The sequence below is a fragment of the Enterococcus sp. DIV1304_2 genome, from assembly GCF_050555445.1.
Taxonomy (GTDB): Bacteria; Bacillota; Bacilli; order Lactobacillales; family Enterococcaceae; genus Enterococcus_B; species Enterococcus_B pernyi.
The window spans coordinates 1,663,734-1,681,181 of record NZ_CP187851.1 but is presented as its reverse complement, the minus strand read 5'-3'; the positions used below and the strand labels follow the sequence as shown (position 1 = coordinate 1,681,181).

Sequence of the window (17,448 nt, the reverse complement as noted above, 5' to 3'; positions counted from 1 at the left end):
CAAAAAGGAGGGTATCATGAAAAAAATAGTAAACATCCTGTTGCTTTCCATTTTTATATGGAGTAGTTTGTTTCCATATCCTCTAGTCTATGCAGATGTCGAAAGTCAGATCGAGGCCTCTGAGTTAGAAGTAATGGCAGAAGACAGTTCGACTGATGATGATGTTAACGAGGACGAGCAGAGTGCAGAGGAAGAGGTACAAGAAGTCAACAGATTAGAGGAATACGCTGATTCAGTCGTCCTACCAGAAGAAGAACCAACAAATGAAGAGATGATTTCTGCTTATAGTGGTACGGGAACATCTGCCGATCCCTTTACCGCGGGTTCAGTAGCAGAACTGATCACCGTCTTACAAACCATCACAAGTGCAACAACTCCAGGGCCCTATTATATCGAATTGACAGCGAATATCGTCTACCAAGACTCTCATTCATTCAGTATCAATAAAGATGTGGTTATTGATGGTCAAGGATTTTATATGCTGTATTCCAACAGTTCGAGTCCCGTTGCGTTGGATACTGGCTTTCGGGTTAAAACGTCTGGCGTGACGGTAACGTTAAGAAATATCAACTTCGGTAGTGATACATTGATGGATAGCAGTAACCAGGTTTATGATAACAGCACCTATTATGGCATCATTGGGGCTATCGCTGATTCAACCACCTTTCATGCGATCATGGACAATGTCAATTACTATGCCCAAACTGGCGCACAGCCTTTCATTTCATGGAATCAACAGTCAACGTTTACATTCCAAGGGGAGAATGCATTTGTTGCAAGAGCTGGAGTAGCTAGCGAGGAATTTTTAGAAGGCTATAATGTCATTTTTGCAGAAGGATCGAAAACAACGATCGACCATCAGACAACTAGTAATACAGGATTATTTTATGCTTTTGGAACGGGTAGTTCAACAGATGGTCGTTTGCGAATCACAATTGAGGAAAATGCGGAAGTGGATATTATTTCGACTAAACCCTCTTTTACGTATAATGCTATTTCTTCTGGGGTCGATTTTACCATTGGGGAAGGTGCAAGACTTTATTACACCCACGTAGGAACGGATGCGATGTACTTTTCGAATATGGTGGAGATGAACATCACTGTTGGCAACGATGCTCAAGTTTCCTTTGTCAACACGGGACCATTCAATTCAGCGCCAGCAAATTTGCTCAGTAGTTCGCTCACCTTCTACGTTGACTCACCTGATTACATTCGTTTCAAAAATACCAGTACAACAGGAACAGGTCTATTTACAAGAAATATAGCCTTCGTTCGCGAAGATGGCACCGCTGGCGTGACTGGTGATTATCGCTTTAGCTATTTAAATGCAAGTAGTCAATTGCAAGAAAAAGAAATAGCTGGGGTATCCTCCAACACATTGAACAACAATTATTTCAGCAATCCTTCACTAAAGCAAGCGATCTACCAAAAAAGAATCGAAGTGATGGATTGGAGCAATGAACCGGATGTAGCAGTGAACAAAAGCGAGTTGACGACGACGATCGATCGTTATGATCCGCCTGCACGACAAGTGACTGCGGTAGAGTACAAGTTAAGTGACAAAAGTTTATGGACCGGATCTGACATCAATGATGCACAAGCGCAATCACAGATCGAAAACGCAACACTGGCGACAAGTGGAGTCCTAGCAGTCGAGACGTCTGAAGAACAAGTATGGGTAAATGAAGATCTAATGGCAGGGACGTATTACGTGTACGTGAAACTTACTGGTATCATCAGTGATGATCCAGATGTACAAGCGTACACGACAAAGAGCAGGTGGGCCGAAGCAGAGATCGTGATACCAAAAAGCACCCTCAGTGTAGAAGTGCCTTTGGAATTAGTCTTTGGGACGAAAGAAACAGGTGCATTCAGTGCAACTGAACATGCACAACCAATCGTTAACCAAAGCAATTTCGCCATTGATTTCACGATTGCAGAAGTAACGGATCAATCAGAAGAAGCAACGATTTCTTTAGTCGATCAGCTATCTGTGAATGGCGAAAACGAGTTGTTACTAAACCTATCAAAAACCGATGGACAATCCATAGGCCCTATGCTCGTTGGTGTAAATGATACGGATGCAATGGAACTTCTTCCATTCTGGGAAACGAGTCATGATCTTTATATCAGTGGACAATTTTCAGGACCGATTGTTATCAGGCATCAACCGAGCTACCTGTTCACGTATCTACTGACAGTACAGTAGAAAAAGTTTGAACTAGTAAAATCTAAGTGAACTTCAATTTCACTTCCTACAAGCAAATCGTTTGTAATCGATAAGCAACCACAACCAACTTGTTTGGTGGTTGCTTTTTTTGTGTATTTTTTTGTGGAAAGTCCAACATAGAGTATCTTTATTTGCTGTAATGATCTTCATAGGTTAATCAACATCACACGCCTCTATGAACGCTTATTTTGTACTTTTAAAAGGGAGTATCATAGATGATACTAAATAATTATCCGTTTTTTTTTGATTGAGAATAAACAATCTAAAAACAGTAGACATTTGATTTGCCAAGTGTTGTAAACGTTTTATAGAGTGGCGGAGCTACCTTTATCATACATGTTAAATATTGATCTAAAAGGCGATTTTATATAAAAAGCGTTATTCAAGGAGTGGCTTATAGTATATTTTGACTAAAAACAAAAATATATATTATCATTTTTTTGTAACCTTAAACTAATCTTAATTTAATTTTTTGTGAAGGAGAGTAGCCAATCGATGAAACGAATTTTTCAATGGGATAAGTAACGAAGCATAGTTGATGACACGCAATAGTGAGGATACATTCATTCATGTGATAAAGAAGAATGTCTGATATAGACGATTGGTGAACGGGCACGTACATCTAAAAACATAAGGAGGCTGAATATGAAAAAGCAGGTAAACATATCTATCGTTTTATTTTTATTGATATTTAGTGCATTGGCAGAGCAAGTAATAATCGCAACGTCCCTACCTGTCGCTGAAGAAATTCAGATGACTACCGAAAGTTCAACGTTAGGCGTAGGTAAATTGGATCAGTTGATCAACAATGACGAACCAACAGAAGCCTCACCACGGGAAGTTTCCTCAGAAGAATTACGATCCCCTTCTATAAAACTGGACGATGAAACCCAAGGGATTGCTGCATTTTCTGGTACAGGTACGGAACAAGATCCTTTTACGGCGGGGACAGCTGCGGAGTTGGAGACGGTAACGGAGATGATCAAGACGATACCAGGTGCAGGACCATTTCATATACATTTAACAGCTGATATTGTTTTACGTAATAATGTACCCATGCTATCTGTTGGTACCAGAGTAGATCGATTTAATCTCTATAAAGATACGGTGATTGATGGTCAAGGCTATCATCTATTGATTCAAAATGATTCACGAAGTTATTATAGTTTCTTCGAAACGCGAAATAATGGAATACATCTAACGTTTCAAAACATTAATTTTGGGAGTAATCAGTTAGTAGATCAAAATGGGATCATATATGGTAGACAGGGGATGTACGGGATAATAAGTTCTATAAATGACTATTCACTAAACTTTAATATGACAATGGAAAATATTAATTTTTACACGAACTATGGCTTAGCGGAAGCGGTATGGAAGGGTTATAATGACGAATCGTACTTTCATTTCAGAGGAGATAATCAGATTATCTTTGACTTCATCAATAGTAGATCATCCATAATCTCTAGTCCTAATATAATTTTTGAAGAGGATTCATCTACTTATATCGAGTGTGGTCCTGGATTATACATTTTTTATGTATCAGGAAATCCTCTCTTTCCGGAACTTGGTACCGGGAATTTAAATATTCAGCAAAAAAATAATGCAAAAGTAGAGATTATAACGGGTAAAGAAGTCCTTGCTTATGCTATTGATAGTGCAACAATGACGATTGGAGAAGAAGCAGAGTTATCTGTAAGAGGTAGTAGTACGAGTAACATGAGTATAATACGCCAGAGTGTTTCGGCTGAGGGAACAGCGATTTTAAATGTAAATCAAAATGCAGTAGTAGATATTGTAAATCAATCAAATTTCAGGCTAAATAATTTAACTATAAACGTCGACCAACCCAAATATTTTAGAATGGAAGCTTTGGATAATACTCCTACTACATCGGTTAATAATGCAACCATGAAGCGTTTAGATGGAGTCAGTGGAGAAACTGGTGGATATCAGGTAACTAGTATAGATGTTTCTGGTCAAATATTTATTAGTGAAGTTTCAGGAGGAGGATCATTCGGTGGAGGTACAATGCTTTATGGAACGAATAGAAAAGGATTTCTTTATCAGCGGAAATTTGCGATTGATGAATTAGAGGCTGTACCCGAAGTCGACGTAGGCATCAGTCGTCTAACGACTTCGATCAATGCCGTGGAACCGGTAGGTCGCCCGCTCACTAGGTATCAATTGAAACTGAGTAGGACTAGGCTATGGACACCTTCCACTCTATTCCCAACAATAAATTCTCTAAATACTCAGCGAGTGATAAGCAATGCTACTCTAGCCACAAATGGAGTCTTAGCAATTGAATCTTCTGAGACTGAATCTTCATGGCAAAAAGAAAAACTGACTGCTGGAACCTACTATGCCTATGTTCGAGTGACTGGTGTGATGCAGGACGATCCAGAGCTACAAAAATATTTAAGTGAAAGCCTTTGGCACGAAATCGTGATTGAAGTACCAAAAAGTCCAATGTCTGTTGAAGTGCCACTAGAGAAATTTTTCAGAGTTCGCGAGATTGGCGAATTTGATGAAACTGCCAATGCCTTACCAATTATAAGCCATAGTAATTTCCCAATCGATTTTAAGGTCACAGATGTCGTGGAACAAAGCACCGATTCCGCAGTTACCTTGGTCAATAGTACGATGACAGACGCATTCAAACATTTACAACTTCGCTTGGCCGCGACCAATGGACAACATACAGGACCGTTAACGGTGGGAAGCAACCAAGGAAATGCGATTCAAGTACTACCATTTTTAGATGATCCATTAAAACTCTATTTGAAAGGACATTATTCAGGACCAATTGACGGACGCCATGACGTGACCTACAAATTCACGTATCAATTGACGCCACGTTAATTCGACCAGAACGCTCGTGACTATAGAAAGGTAAGGGATAATATGGATACGAATATAGAACTGAAAGGGGAGCTAGGCGTTTTAGAAAGTCGACCGCCGACTGAAGAAAGCAAACCTCCTCCTGATGAGAGCAAACCACCGACTGAAGAAAGTAGTTCTTCGGATGAGACCACATCAACGACAGATCAAACGTCTTCCTCTGAACAACGTGAACAAACAAAAGACACCAGCGCGGTCGTTCGAATTGATAATCGAAGTAATAACCAAGTCCCCATCAAGGTAGAAACACAAACAATCGATTATTTTCCAAAAACGAATGAGCAAACCGAGCCTTTATTTGTTACATGGGTAGGTATTTTCCTAGTGATTGCAGTCATTAGCTACCATATCATTGATCGTAAGATGAATAAATGAACGAGTGGACTGAATAAAGTGAAAGCTGAGACGTGTTTCAATGTCTCAGTTTTTTTATGGATTTCGAAGGTTAGCTGATTGATGATAAGTCCGTCATGTTAGTTTGATACTTTCGCGATCAAAAATCGCGGATCATCGGACCAGCAAGTGTACTTTCGGAAGTATTTACCCGTTCACAGATATTTTCCTTCAAGATCAAGAAACTTCACTTTATTGCCTATCGTGATAATGCTATAATTAGAAGGATTGATAATAGAAAGGATGTTGTGAATGTCATCCAAAGAAAACTTATTAAAGGGAATGAACCCTCGTCAAAAAGAAGCGGTTCTACATACAGATGGCCCGCTTTTATTAATGGCTGGTGCCGGTAGTGGAAAAACACGTGTTTTGACTCATCGAATCGCTTATTTGATTGAAGAAAAAGAAGTGAATCCATGGAATATTTTGGCAATCACCTTTACCAATAAAGCGGCGAAAGAAATGAAAGAACGGGTCAATGCCATTTTAGAAACAGGTGGTGAAGATGTCTGGGTCTCTACCTTTCACTCGATGTGTGTCCGTATTTTAAGACGAGATGTGGATTATATCGGCTATAATCGAAACTTTACGATCATTGATTCTTCGGAACAATTATCATTGATGAAACGAATTTTGAAAGAGTTGAATATTGATCCTAAAAAATACGATCCAAGAAGCTTGTTAGGATCGATCTCGCAAGCAAAAAATAGTTTGTTGTCACCAGAGGCTTTTGCCAAAATGCAAGGCAGTTATTATGAAGAAATTGCCGCAAAATGTTATGCAGCATACCAGAAGGAACTCCTATACAACCAATGTATGGATTTTGATGATCTGATCATGAATACGATCCGTTTATTTGACGAGCATCCAGATTCATTGACGTATTATCAAAATAAATTCCATTACATCCATGTAGATGAATATCAAGATACGAACCACGCACAATATACGCTAGTCAATCTATTAGCTGGACGGTTCAGAAATCTTTGTGTAGTTGGGGATGCAGATCAAAGTATTTACGGCTGGCGCGGAGCAGATATGCAAAACATCTTGGATTTTGAAAAAGATTATCCAGATGCTGCGGTGATCTTGTTAGAACAAAATTATCGTTCAACGAAAACGATCTTGAATGCAGCGAATCAAGTCATCGAAAACAACCGCAATCGTAAACCCAAAAATCTTTGGACAGAAAACCAAGACGGTAACAAAATCACGTACTATCGAGCAGACAATGAGCGTGACGAAACACGTTTTATTGTAGAAAGAATGCAAGAAGAGATCCAGACGAATCATCGCAATTATGGAGACTTTGCTATTCTTTACCGAACAAATGCCCAATCGCGTGTCATGGAAGAAACCTTACTGAAAGCCAATATTCCGTACAAAATGGTTGGAGGTCACAAATTCTATGATCGAAAAGAAATCAAAGATGTTTTGGCGTATCTTAATGTGATGGCAAATCCTCAAGATTCATTGAGTTTCGAGCGGATCGTCAACTCACCAAAACGTGGGATTGGACCAGGATCGGTGGAAAAACTTCGTAGCTTTGCCACGATGCACGAATGGCCGTTGCTAGAGGCTGCAAGAAATGTTGAGTTAGCGAACATCGGTGGAAAAGCAGGAACACAGTTAGGCTCTTTTGGCGAGATGATGCATCAATTGACTGAAATGATCCCTTATTTGACCGTTACAGAGTTAACCAAAGAAGTCTTAGACCGTAGTGGCTATTTGGATGATCTAAAAATCCAAAATACGTTAGAATCCCAAGCACGTATCGAAAACTTAGAAGAGTTTTTGACGGTGACTCAAGAATTTGATAAACAATTTGAAAAAGAAGGGCTAGAGAATGCTGATTCGCCAGAGGACAAGCTGGTCGTCTTTTTAAATGACCTTGCACTTGTATCAGATATCGATAGCTTAGAAGAAGAAACGAAGCAAGTGACATTGATGACCTTACATGCTGCGAAGGGTCTAGAGTTTCCAGTCGTCTTTTTGATCGGTCTAGAAGAAGGTGTCTTTCCACTTTCTCGTGCCTTGATGGAGGAAAGTGAACTGGAAGAGGAACGCCGTTTGGCCTATGTAGGGATCACCAGGGCAGAAGAAGCATTATTTATGACCAATGCGTTTTCACGGACTTTATATGGTCGTACGCAATACAATCGACCTTCACGATTTTTAGAAGAAATCGATCAAGAATTATTAGATATCCACGGGATGCGACCAACATCCAATGCCTCTCAACCGTCGCCTTTTCGTGCGAATAACGCGACACCTAAGTACCAACAGCCGACAAAAACAGGTGTATCAGCAAAAGTCGCTACAGGTGGCGAAACAGGTGGTTGGAAGCCAGGAGATAAGGTCAAACATAAAAAATGGGGACCTGGTACAGTGGTTAGAGTTAGTGGTGATGCAAAAGACCTTGAGCTTGATATTGCATTTCCAAGTCAAGGAGTCAAACGTGTATTAGCCGCTTTTGCACCAATCGAAAAAGTTTAGTTCAATAGGGGGAGAAAAAGATGGAACACGAAATGACGATCGATGAAGCGACAAAAAAAGCAGAAGAACTCAGAGTGCAGTTAGATCGTTGGTCTCGTGAGTATTATGTGTTGGACCAACCAACGGTAGAAGATTATATCTACGACAAAACCTATGCCGAATTAGTGGCAATCGAAGAACAATATCCAGATCTGATCAACGCAGATTCACCGACCCAACGAGTAGGTGGAAAGATTCTTTCCTCATTTGAAAAAGTCACACATGACATTCCATTATATAGTTTGAACGATGTCTTCAATAAAGAAGAACTCTTAGCATTTGATCAACGTGTCCAAAAAGCAATCGGCCGTCCAGTCGATTATTGTTGTGAACTGAAAATCGATGGACTATCGGTATCTTTACGGTATGAGAATGGTGAGTTTGTACGTGGAGCGACTCGGGGAGATGGTTCGGTCGGCGAAAATATCACAGAAAACTTAAAAACGGTGCGTTCTGTTCCAATCAAATTAAAAGAACCGATGAGTATCGAAGTACGTGGTGAATGTTTTATGCCAAAACGTTCATTCGTTAAATTGAACCAAAAAAATGAAGAAGAAGGCAAACCAGTCTTTGCCAATCCCCGTAATGCAGCAGCAGGTTCATTGCGCCAGTTAGATTCCAAGATCACAGCGAAAAGAAATCTTGATACGTTCTTATATACCGTAGCAGATTTTGGACCGATGCAAGCGACGACGCAATACGAAGCGTTAGAAGAATTAGACAAGATCGGTTTCCATACGAACCATGAAAAACGTCTTTGTCATTCAATCGACGAAGTTTGGGCGTTCATTGAAGAATACCATGAGAAACGTAAAGATCTCCCTTACGAGATTGACGGGATCGTGATTAAAGTCAATGATTTTTCATTGCAAGACCAATTAGGTTTTACAGTCAAAGCCCCACGTTGGGCGACTGCCTATAAGTTTCCGCCTGAAGAAGTAGAGACGGTCATCGAAGAAATCGAATGGACGGTCGGCAGAACGGGGGTAGTGACACCGACAGCGATCATGACACCGGTTCGTGTGGCTGGTACGACAGTCAGCCGTGCTAGTCTGCATAATGGTGATTATATCCAAATGAAAGATATCCGCTTGAATGACACTGTCCAAATCTACAAGGCAGGGGATATCATCCCTGAAGTCGCACAAGTCATTTTAGATCAACGTCCAAAAGACAGCGAGCCTTATAAAATGCCCGAACATTGCCCTGTCTGTCACAGTGAGTTGGTTCATTTAGATGAAGAAGTTGCCTTGCGTTGCATCAATCCAAAGTGTCCCGCACAAATGAAAGAAGGACTGAACCATTTCGTTTCCCGAAATGCGATGAACATCGATGGCTTAGGGCCAAGAGTCTTGGAACAGATGTATGACAAGAAGTTAGTCGCTGATGTTGCTGATCTCTATAAACTAACAGAAGAAGAATTATTGACGTTAGATAAAATCAAAGAAAAATCAGCGAATAATATTTTAACAGCGATCGACAATAGCAAAGAGAACTCGGTAGAACGTTTGATCTTTGGTTTAGGTATCCGTCATGTTGGCGCAAAAGCAGCGAAAATCTTAGCGGAGCATTTTGGCGATTTAGAAACGTTGAGTCGCAGCGATTTTGAATCGATCATCCAATTAGATACGATCGGGGATATCATTGCAGATAGTGTAGTGACTTATTTTGACAACGAAGAAGTCCACGAGTTGATGGAAGAACTTAAACAAGCAGGTGTCAACCTTGAATACAAAGGCATTCGTTCGACACAGCTGAAAGAAGTAGAATCGCCGTTCAAAAACAAGACGATCGTGTTGACAGGCAAATTAACTCGATTCACAAGAGAAGAAGCCAAAGAAACGATTGAAAACCTTGGTGGAAAAGTCACTGGCAGCGTCTCTAAAAAAACGGATATCGTTGTCGCTGGCGAAGATGCAGGTAGTAAATTAACGAAAGCCCAAGAGTTAGGGGTCGAGGTTTGGACGGAAGATCAGATGGCTGAAGCGTTAGCAGAGAGTCATCCTGCCGAAGGAGCAGAATAATTTTTCAGATAAATTTCAAGAAAGAATTTCAGAATGCGAATTTCTTATGTTAAAATAAGAAGCAAAGTTTTCATTTAGGAAAGAAGGGGTACTATGGCGATTAGTGAAGAACAAGTAAAACATGTAGCGAAGTTAGCCAAATTGAAATTTGCCGACGAAGAACGCGCAGGTTTTACTGACCAATTAGGAAAAATCATTGACATGGTAGAAATGCTGGAAGAAGTAGACACAGAAGGCGTACCATTTACATCAAACGTCGTTGAGACTGTCAACGTCATGCGACAAGACCGTGCACAACTAGGTTGGAGCAGAGATGAATTATTAAAAAATGTACCAGAAAAAGAAGATGGTTTCATCAAAGTACCAGCAATCATCGATAATGGGGAGGCTGGCGCATAATGACAGAATTATACAATCGTTCATTAGAAGAACTACACGACTTATTAGTGTCAAAAGAAATCACTGCACAAGACTTAGTGAGAGCTACATTTGATCGCATCAAGGAAACAGAACCCGCGATCGATGCATTCATCACATTGAATGAAGAGAAAGCTTTAGCCCAAGCCAAAGCTTTGGACGAAAAAGGTATCGACGAAAACAATGTTCTTTCAGGTATCCCGATCGGTATCAAAGACAATATCGTGACGAAAGATCTTTTAACGACAGCAGCTTCAAAGATCCTTTATAATTTTGAACCGATCTACGATGCGACAGTCATGGAAAAAGTATACGAAGCAGACATGATCCCTGTTGGTAAATTGAACATGGATGAATTTGCAATGGGCGGAAGTACCGAAACTTCTTACTTCAAAAAAACAAAGAACGCTTGGGATCAAACAAAAGTTCCTGGCGGATCATCTGGTGGTTCAGCAGCTGCAGTTGCCGCAGGACAAGTGCCAGTTTCTCTAGGTAGTGACACTGGTGGAAGTATCCGCCAACCAGCCGCTTTCAATGGAATCGTAGGAATGAAACCAACTTATGGTCGTGTTTCCCGTTTCGGTTTGATTGCATTTGCTTCATCTTTAGACCAAATCGGTCCAATGACCCGGACAGTCAAAGATAACGCATTAGCATTGACCGCAATCAGTGGCTACGACGAAAAAGATGGTACTTCATCTGGTGTATCTGTCCCTAACTTTGCAGAAGGTTTGTCTGGTGATATTAAAGGAATGAAGATTGCTTTACCTAAAGAATACTTAGGTGAAGGTGTCGATGAAGGCGTGAAAGAAGCAATTCTTAAAGCAGCTGAAACATTCCGTTCATTAGGTGCAACAGTAGAAGAAGTTAGCTTACCTCATTCAAAATATGGCGTGGCTGTCTACTATATCATTGCTTCATCTGAAGCTAGTTCGAACTTGCAACGTTTTGACGGTATTCGTTATGGATATCGTTCAGAAGATGTCAAGAACTTGGATGACGTTTATGTCAATTCACGTTCTGAAGGTTTCGGAGAAGAAGTAAAACGCCGGATCATGTTAGGAACGTTCTCATTGAGTGCAGGTTACTATGACGCGCATTTCAAAAAAGCAGGACAAGTCCGTACCTTGATCAAGCGTGACTTTGAAAAAGTTTTCGCGGATTATGATTTGATCATCGGCCCTTCTTCACCAACAGTTGCGTTCGGTCTTGGTGAAAATATCAACGACCCAATCACGATGTATATGAGTGATATCTTGACGATCCCAGTGAACTTGGCAGGACTACCAGGTATGTCAGTACCTGCAGGCTTATCGGAAGGGTTACCAGTTGGCTTACAGATCATCGGTAATTATTTCGAAGAGAAAACCATGTATCAAGCAGCTTATGCGTTTGAGCAAGCGACAGAGTTCCATCGTCAACAACCAGCTATTTTAGGAGGGAAAGCCGAATGAATTTTGAAACAGTCATTGGACTTGAAGTCCATGTGGAATTAAAAACCAACTCAAAAATTTTCTCTCCAGCTCCTGCGCATTTTGGTGCTGAACCAAACAGCAACACCAATGTGATCGACTGGGGATACCCTGGAGTTTTACCAGTAATGAATAAAGCAGCGCTGGAATTTGGGATGCGTGCAGCGTTAGCATTGAATTGCGAAATTTCGAAAGATACTCATTTTGACCGCAAAAACTATTTCTATCCAGACAATCCCAAAGCTTACCAAATCTCACAATTCGATCAACCAATCGGTCATGATGGCTGGATCGAGATCGAAGTAGAAGGTAAAAAGAAAAAAATCCGCATTGAACGTGTGCATTTAGAAGAAGATGCAGGGAAAAATATGCACGGCATCGGTGGATACTCTTATGTCGATCTAAACAGACAAGGAACACCATTGATCGAGATCGTTTCAGAAGCAGACATGCGTTCACCAGAAGAAGCCTATGCTTATTTAGAAGCTTTACGTTCTGTGATCCAATTTACTGAAGTCAGTGACGTGAAATTAGAAGAAGGTTCAATGCGTTGTGACGCGAACATTTCTTTACGCCCCTATGGACAAGAAGAATTTGGGACAAAAGCAGAATTGAAAAACTTGAACTCCCTTTCTTTTGTCAAAAAAGGTTTAGCATTTGAAGAAAAACGCCAAGCAAAAGTATTATTATCTGGTGGAGAGATCCAACAAGAAACTCGTCGCTTTGATGAAACAACGAATAAGACGATCTTGATGCGTGTCAAAGAAGGGTCAAGTGACTATCGCTACTTCCCAGAACCTGATATTCCAAGATTCGTGATCGATGACGAATGGATCCAACGAGTGAAAGCAAGCTTACCAGAAATGCCAGCTTCTCGTCGTGTACGCTACATCAGCGAATTAGGCTTACCAGAGTATGATGCGAAAGTATTGACGCTATCAAAAGAAATGTCTGATTTCTTTGAAGCAACATTGGAAAACGGAGCAGATGCCAAACAAGCTTCCAACTGGTTGATGGGTGAAGTATCAGCATACTTAAACAGTGAGAAATTGGAATTAGCTGAAACGAAACTAACACCTGAAAACTTAGCGGGTATGATTCTTTTGATCGCAGATGGCACGATTAGCTCTAAAATTGCGAAAAAAGTCTTTCGTGAGTTGATCATGAATGGCGGAGATGCACAAAGTGTTGTTGAAGCAAACGGTTGGGTCCAATTATCTGACCCAGCGAAGTTATTACCGATCATCAATGAAATCTTAGATAACAATCAACAATCTGTTGATGATTTCAAAAACGGAAAAGACCGTGCAGTCGGTTTCTTAGTTGGACAAATCATGAAAGCTACTAAAGGACAAGCAAACCCAGGTGTGGTCAACAAATTGCTAAATGAAGAATTAGCGAAACGATAGAGGGATGCTATGAAAAAAGCGCGTGTGATCTATAATCCGGTCTCTGGTAAAGAATTGTTAAAACGTAATCTTGCCGACATCCTCCAAGCTTTGGAGGAGTCGGGCTATGAAGCAAGTGCTTATGCAACGACTCCGGAAGAGGACTCGGCAAAAAATGAAGCACGACGAGTCGCTGAGTTAGGTTTTGATCTTGTCGTTGCTGCTGGTGGCGATGGGACGATCAATGAAGTCGTTAATGGTATCGCCTCATTGAAAGTTAGACCTAAAATGGCGATCATTCCAGCGGGAACGACCAATGACTATGCTCGCGCCTTGAAGATTCCTAGAGATAATATCAAGGCAGCAGCAGAAGTCATCAAAAAGAATCAAACAGTCAAAATGGATATCGGTCAATCCGATAATAGCTATTTCATCAATATTGCAGCTGGTGGCTACTTGACAGAATTGACCTACGAAGTTCCTTCCGAATTGAAAAGTATTTTTGGCTATCTTGCATATTTGGCAAAAGGAGCAGAAATGTTACCACGTGTCAAACCGATCAAGATGCACTTGAAGTATGACGAAGGCGAATATAATGGCAATGCTTCGATGTTCTTTTTAGGGTTGACGAATTCCGTTGGTGGCTTTGAACAAATTGCGCCTGATGCAAAGCTAGATGATGGAAAATTCTCTTTGATCATCGTCAAAACGGCGAATATTTTTGAGATCCTCCACATTGCTGCCTTAATGCTCAATGGAGGGAAGCATGTCGATGATCCAAGAGTCATCTATACGAAAACAAGTTCTCTTTATGTTGAAACCGAAGATAATGCGAATCGCCCTGTCATGATCAATTTAGATGGCGAATACGGTGGAAATGCGCCGATGCATTTTCAAAATCTTCATCAGCATATCGAGTTTTATGCAAACACAGATCAAATTCCAGATGAGGCAATCACTGGTTTTGAGGAAGAAGAGCTAGAAGAAGTTAGCAAAGAATTCGTCAAAGAAGTAGAACGTTTGACGGATGAAGATATCGATGGCGATGGCAAAATTGCTGACAAGGATCAGAACTGAGCAGGATTGGACGACTATTAGAAGGAAAAAGCAAAGATCATAGGATTACTTGTTTTTTCCAATAGACTGAAGAAAAAAGGGCTGGGAATGAATGGATCTCCCAGCTCTTTCCTTTGTTGAACGGACAAAATTAGAAACCATTCAAAAGAATAGGAGTAATGAAATGACACAAACAATTAAGAAAAATGAACGCTATACTGTTGATATCATCGATTTAAGTTACGAAGGATTAGGTGTTGCGAAAATTGATGGCTATCCATTATTTATTGAAAATGCTTTGCCAGGTGAACAAGTGGAGATCCTTGTCGTAAAAGCAGGCAATAAATTTGGCTACGGTAAGGTCGAAAACTGGTTGACGACGTCACCAGACCGTCAAGAAATCACTAGTAATGTTCTATTGCGTACAGGAATCGCTCCGTTAGCCCATTTAAGTTATGAGCAACAATTAGTATTCAAACAAAAACAAGTCGAACATGTTTTAGCTAAAATCGCTAAAATGCCTGAAGTCACAGTACAACCAACAATCGGTATGGAAGAACCTACAGGCTATCGTAATAAAGCACAGATTCCTGTTCGTCGCGTCGAAGGCGAATTAGTGACTGGTTTTTACAAGAAAAATAGTCATGACTTAGTGGAAATAGAAGATTTCTTCATCCAAGACCCACAAATCGATCAAGCCATCATCAAGGTAAGAGACATCTTGCAACGTTTCCAAGTACGTGGCTACAATGAAGAAAAAAATGAAGGACAAATTCGTCATATCATTGTTCGTAGAGGTCATTACACGCATCAAATGATGGTGGTTTTAGTCACTCGAAAAGAAAAATTCTTCAAATCGAAAGAAATCGCTGAAGCGATCCATGAAGCTTTACCGGAAGTAGTGTCAGTGATCCAAAATATCAACGAAGAAAAAACGAATGTCATTTTAGGAGAAAAAGAAAAAGTTCTTTTTGGTCAATCATATATCGAAGATCAGCTACTTGGTAAGACCTATCGTATTTCTTCTAAATCCTTTTATCAGGTCAATACATTACAAACCGAAGTATTGTATCAAAAAGCGATCGAATTTGCTGAATTGAAAAAAGAGGATGTCGTGATTGATGCCTATTCAGGAATTGGAACGATTGGTTTATCCATAGCGGATCAAGTAGCAAATGTTTATGGCATGGAAATCGTACCAGCAGCGATTGAGGATGCGCAGTTCAACGCATTGACAAATAAAATCGAAAATGCGCATTATGAAGTTGGAAAAGCGGAAACAGTCATGAAAAAATGGCAAGAAAAAGGAATCAAACCAACTGTTTTAGTTGTCGATCCTCCAAGAAAAGGTTTAGACGCACGCTTTATTGATTCAGCAATCGAGATGGCTCCTGAGCGAATCGTTTATATCTCATGCAATCCTGCAACTTTTGCTAGAGATGTGAAGTTGTTTGCAGAAGATGGTTATCAGTTAGAAAAAGTCCAACCAGTTGATTTATTCCCACAAACACACCATGTAGAATGTGTCGGATTATTACGCAAAGGGTAAGTGATTTAAATAGATGAGCGCAAGGCATTATATCCTATACACTCATTTTAGAAGACGTTTCTGTCAAAAGAAACGTCTTTTTTCAGGTGAGTGATAATATTAGTTATCAAGGAGAACTCTTCTAAAAATGGTATCGTACTCAAAATAGAAAGAAGAGAACCGAGTTGTTACTTACAATGAGTAACGTACATATAGTTTTCACTTTTAGAAAGGCTATCTACTAAACCTTCACATTAAAGATGGAGAAGATAAACTAGATATCCTTGATACAAATAGAGTATGGATTTTGACAACTAGCAAAAGATTATTAAAAAATTTGGTGTATAAAGTTTACAAACTTTTAGTAGTTTTATAGATGCAAAGTATCAGCATTTTGTTGATATTTTTACTGCAACATTCTCGTGACAGGCGGTTTGGTACCTAAGCACTGGCGCTATGATTGGAAAATGGAAAAACAACGAGAAAATCTCTATAAAAATTAACTCAGCCAAGGATATTTTTTACAAACGCTTCCATTTCTTGAGCATAATCATTAAAATCCAATCGTCTAAACATATCGATAAATGAATCAATCGTGCTGAATTTTTTGACAGTAGGATCATACTTACATTTTAAGATCTCAGTAAAAATATTATATAAAATACGTTCTCTTACATAATTGATCGTGTTGAAACTTTTTAGTTCGGCTAAATAGAAGTTCATATTTTCAAGTTCATCTCTTTCAAATTTCAACATGATAACGTTGATTATAAAGAAGCTATATAATTTGTAAAATTTAAAACTTCCACGCACATTCCGATATTTTTTTCGAAGAATTTTTACTTTTGAAAAAATATAAGCATCATTAAAAAGCGAGAGACAGTTGGAGAATAAATTTAATTCGAATGCTCCCCATACCTCTACATCATTTAAATAGTTTTTAATAACTATGATTTCATTTTCTTTGATAATAAATTTTTTAGCTCTGACTTTTCGATATAATAATAATTTGTATTGGATAAATAGGTAATAATAATAGAAATCATTACTTTCCAGGTATAGCTGATATGTATGGTTGATTTTTTCTTCTAAGTCAGTCCAGTTATACGTATAATAGGCTTTTTCCAATACTTTATTCGCTTTTTCCTTATTTGTAGCGACTGTTTGATTTGGCCATTCTTCATTAAAATGTAGTAAAAAGTAATCTTCAACAGAAATATTTAATCTGTCCAAGTACAATTGGAACAAATTCAAAGAAATATTAGTTCCAGTATTTTCGAAAGAAGAAAGAGTTGTTCGGCTACAAATCCCTTCGCTTAGAGTTCTCTGACTTATATTTCTTTCTTTGCGTAATTTTTTTATTATTTCATGATGTTTCATTGGTAACCACCTCTCTTGACGGAAATCTGTACATTCTGGAAACATTATATCATATTCTAGATATAATATTTTTAGCGATAGCTATAGTATCTAATAATAAATAGAAGAGAGGGGATTGATA

General features: G+C 39.4%; 11 protein-coding genes. 10 read left to right on the top strand and 1 reads right to left on the bottom strand.

Annotated elements, in window-relative coordinates; genetic code table 11:
- Positions 1-16 precede the first annotated feature (16 nt).
- The 10 genes from IGJ14_RS07745 (at position 17) to rlmD (ending at position 15,968) form a co-directional block, all read left to right on the top strand.
- Positions 17-2,209: a hypothetical protein gene (locus tag IGJ14_RS07745; RefSeq protein ID WP_195339202.1), complete on the top strand. Its 2,193-nt coding sequence runs from the start codon at positions 17-19 to the stop codon at positions 2,207-2,209.
- 666 nt (positions 2,210-2,875) lie between these two features.
- The gene (locus IGJ14_RS07740) at positions 2,876-5,095 is read left to right on the top strand and encodes a hypothetical protein (protein ID WP_430607391.1); all 2,220 of its coding nucleotides are present in this window, start codon (positions 2,876-2,878) and stop codon (positions 5,093-5,095) included.
- 42 nt (positions 5,096-5,137) lie between these two features.
- Positions 5,138-5,509 carry a hypothetical protein gene (locus tag IGJ14_RS07735; RefSeq protein ID WP_019722713.1) on the top strand — a complete coding sequence of 124 codons (372 nt, stop codon included), beginning with the start codon at positions 5,138-5,140 and terminating at the stop codon, positions 5,507-5,509.
- A gap of 270 nt (positions 5,510-5,779) precedes the next feature.
- Positions 5,780-8,023: a DNA helicase PcrA gene (gene pcrA, locus IGJ14_RS07730; RefSeq protein WP_019722712.1), complete on the top strand. Its 2,244-nt coding sequence runs from the start codon at positions 5,780-5,782 to the stop codon at positions 8,021-8,023.
- Positions 8,024-8,043: 20 nt separating this feature from the next.
- Positions 8,044-10,086: an NAD-dependent DNA ligase LigA gene (gene ligA, locus IGJ14_RS07725; RefSeq protein ID WP_019722711.1), complete on the top strand. Its 2,043-nt coding sequence runs from the start codon at positions 8,044-8,046 to the stop codon at positions 10,084-10,086.
- 93 nt (positions 10,087-10,179) lie between these two features.
- Positions 10,180-10,485, top strand: coding sequence for an Asp-tRNA(Asn)/Glu-tRNA(Gln) amidotransferase subunit GatC (gene gatC / locus IGJ14_RS07720; protein ID WP_010735262.1), 306 nt, complete (start codon positions 10,180-10,182; stop codon positions 10,483-10,485).
- The gene (gatA, locus tag IGJ14_RS07715) at positions 10,485-11,957 is read left to right on the top strand and encodes an Asp-tRNA(Asn)/Glu-tRNA(Gln) amidotransferase subunit GatA (protein ID WP_010735263.1); all 1,473 of its coding nucleotides are present in this window, start codon (positions 10,485-10,487) and stop codon (positions 11,955-11,957) included. The genes gatC and gatA overlap by 1 nt, the downstream gene beginning before the upstream one ends.
- Entirely contained in the window at positions 11,954-13,384 is a 1,431-nt protein-coding gene (gene gatB, locus IGJ14_RS07710) for an Asp-tRNA(Asn)/Glu-tRNA(Gln) amidotransferase subunit GatB (RefSeq protein ID WP_010735264.1), read from the top strand. The genes gatA and gatB overlap by 4 nt, the downstream gene beginning before the upstream one ends.
- A 9-nt stretch (positions 13,385-13,393) precedes the next feature.
- Positions 13,394-14,440, top strand: a complete 1,047-nt coding sequence (locus IGJ14_RS07705) for a diacylglycerol kinase (protein ID WP_019722710.1) — start codon at positions 13,394-13,396, stop codon at positions 14,438-14,440.
- A 163-nt stretch (positions 14,441-14,603) separates the two neighbouring features.
- Positions 14,604-15,968 carry a 23S rRNA (uracil(1939)-C(5))-methyltransferase RlmD gene (gene rlmD, locus IGJ14_RS07700; RefSeq protein ID WP_019722709.1) on the top strand — a complete coding sequence of 455 codons (1,365 nt, stop codon included), beginning with the start codon at positions 14,604-14,606 and terminating at the stop codon, positions 15,966-15,968.
- A gap of 483 nt (positions 15,969-16,451) precedes the next feature.
- On the opposite strand, the gene IGJ14_RS07695 is transcribed toward rlmD, so the two are convergent.
- Positions 16,452-17,327: an Rgg/GadR/MutR family transcriptional regulator gene (locus IGJ14_RS07695; protein ID WP_019722708.1), complete on the bottom strand. Its 876-nt coding sequence runs from the start codon at positions 17,325-17,327 to the stop codon at positions 16,452-16,454.
- Positions 17,328-17,448: the final 121 nt, after the last annotated feature.

Excerpts from the sequence above, each read along its gene's own strand:
- IGJ14_RS07705 (WP_019722710.1), top strand. The coding sequence starts at position 13,394 with ATGAAAAAAGCGCGTGTGATCTATAATCCGGTCTCTGGTAAAGAATTG.
- ligA (WP_019722711.1), top strand. The coding sequence starts at position 8,044 with ATGGAACACGAAATGACGATCGATGAAGCGACAAAAAAAGCAGAAGAA.
- IGJ14_RS07735 (WP_019722713.1), top strand. The coding sequence starts at position 5,138 with ATGGATACGAATATAGAACTGAAAGGGGAGCTAGGCGTTTTAGAAAGT.
- rlmD (WP_019722709.1), top strand. The coding sequence starts at position 14,604 with ATGACACAAACAATTAAGAAAAATGAACGCTATACTGTTGATATCATC.
- gatC (WP_010735262.1), top strand. The coding sequence starts at position 10,180 with ATGGCGATTAGTGAAGAACAAGTAAAACATGTAGCGAAGTTAGCCAAA.
- IGJ14_RS07745 (WP_195339202.1), top strand. The coding sequence starts at position 17 with ATGAAAAAAATAGTAAACATCCTGTTGCTTTCCATTTTTATATGGAGT.
- IGJ14_RS07695 (WP_019722708.1), bottom strand. The coding sequence starts at position 17,327 with ATGAAACATCATGAAATAATAAAAAAATTACGCAAAGAAAGAAATATA.
- pcrA (WP_019722712.1), top strand. The coding sequence starts at position 5,780 with ATGTCATCCAAAGAAAACTTATTAAAGGGAATGAACCCTCGTCAAAAA.
- gatA (WP_010735263.1), top strand. The coding sequence starts at position 10,485 with ATGACAGAATTATACAATCGTTCATTAGAAGAACTACACGACTTATTA.
- gatB (WP_010735264.1), top strand. The coding sequence starts at position 11,954 with ATGAATTTTGAAACAGTCATTGGACTTGAAGTCCATGTGGAATTAAAA.
- IGJ14_RS07740 (WP_430607391.1), top strand. The coding sequence starts at position 2,876 with ATGAAAAAGCAGGTAAACATATCTATCGTTTTATTTTTATTGATATTT.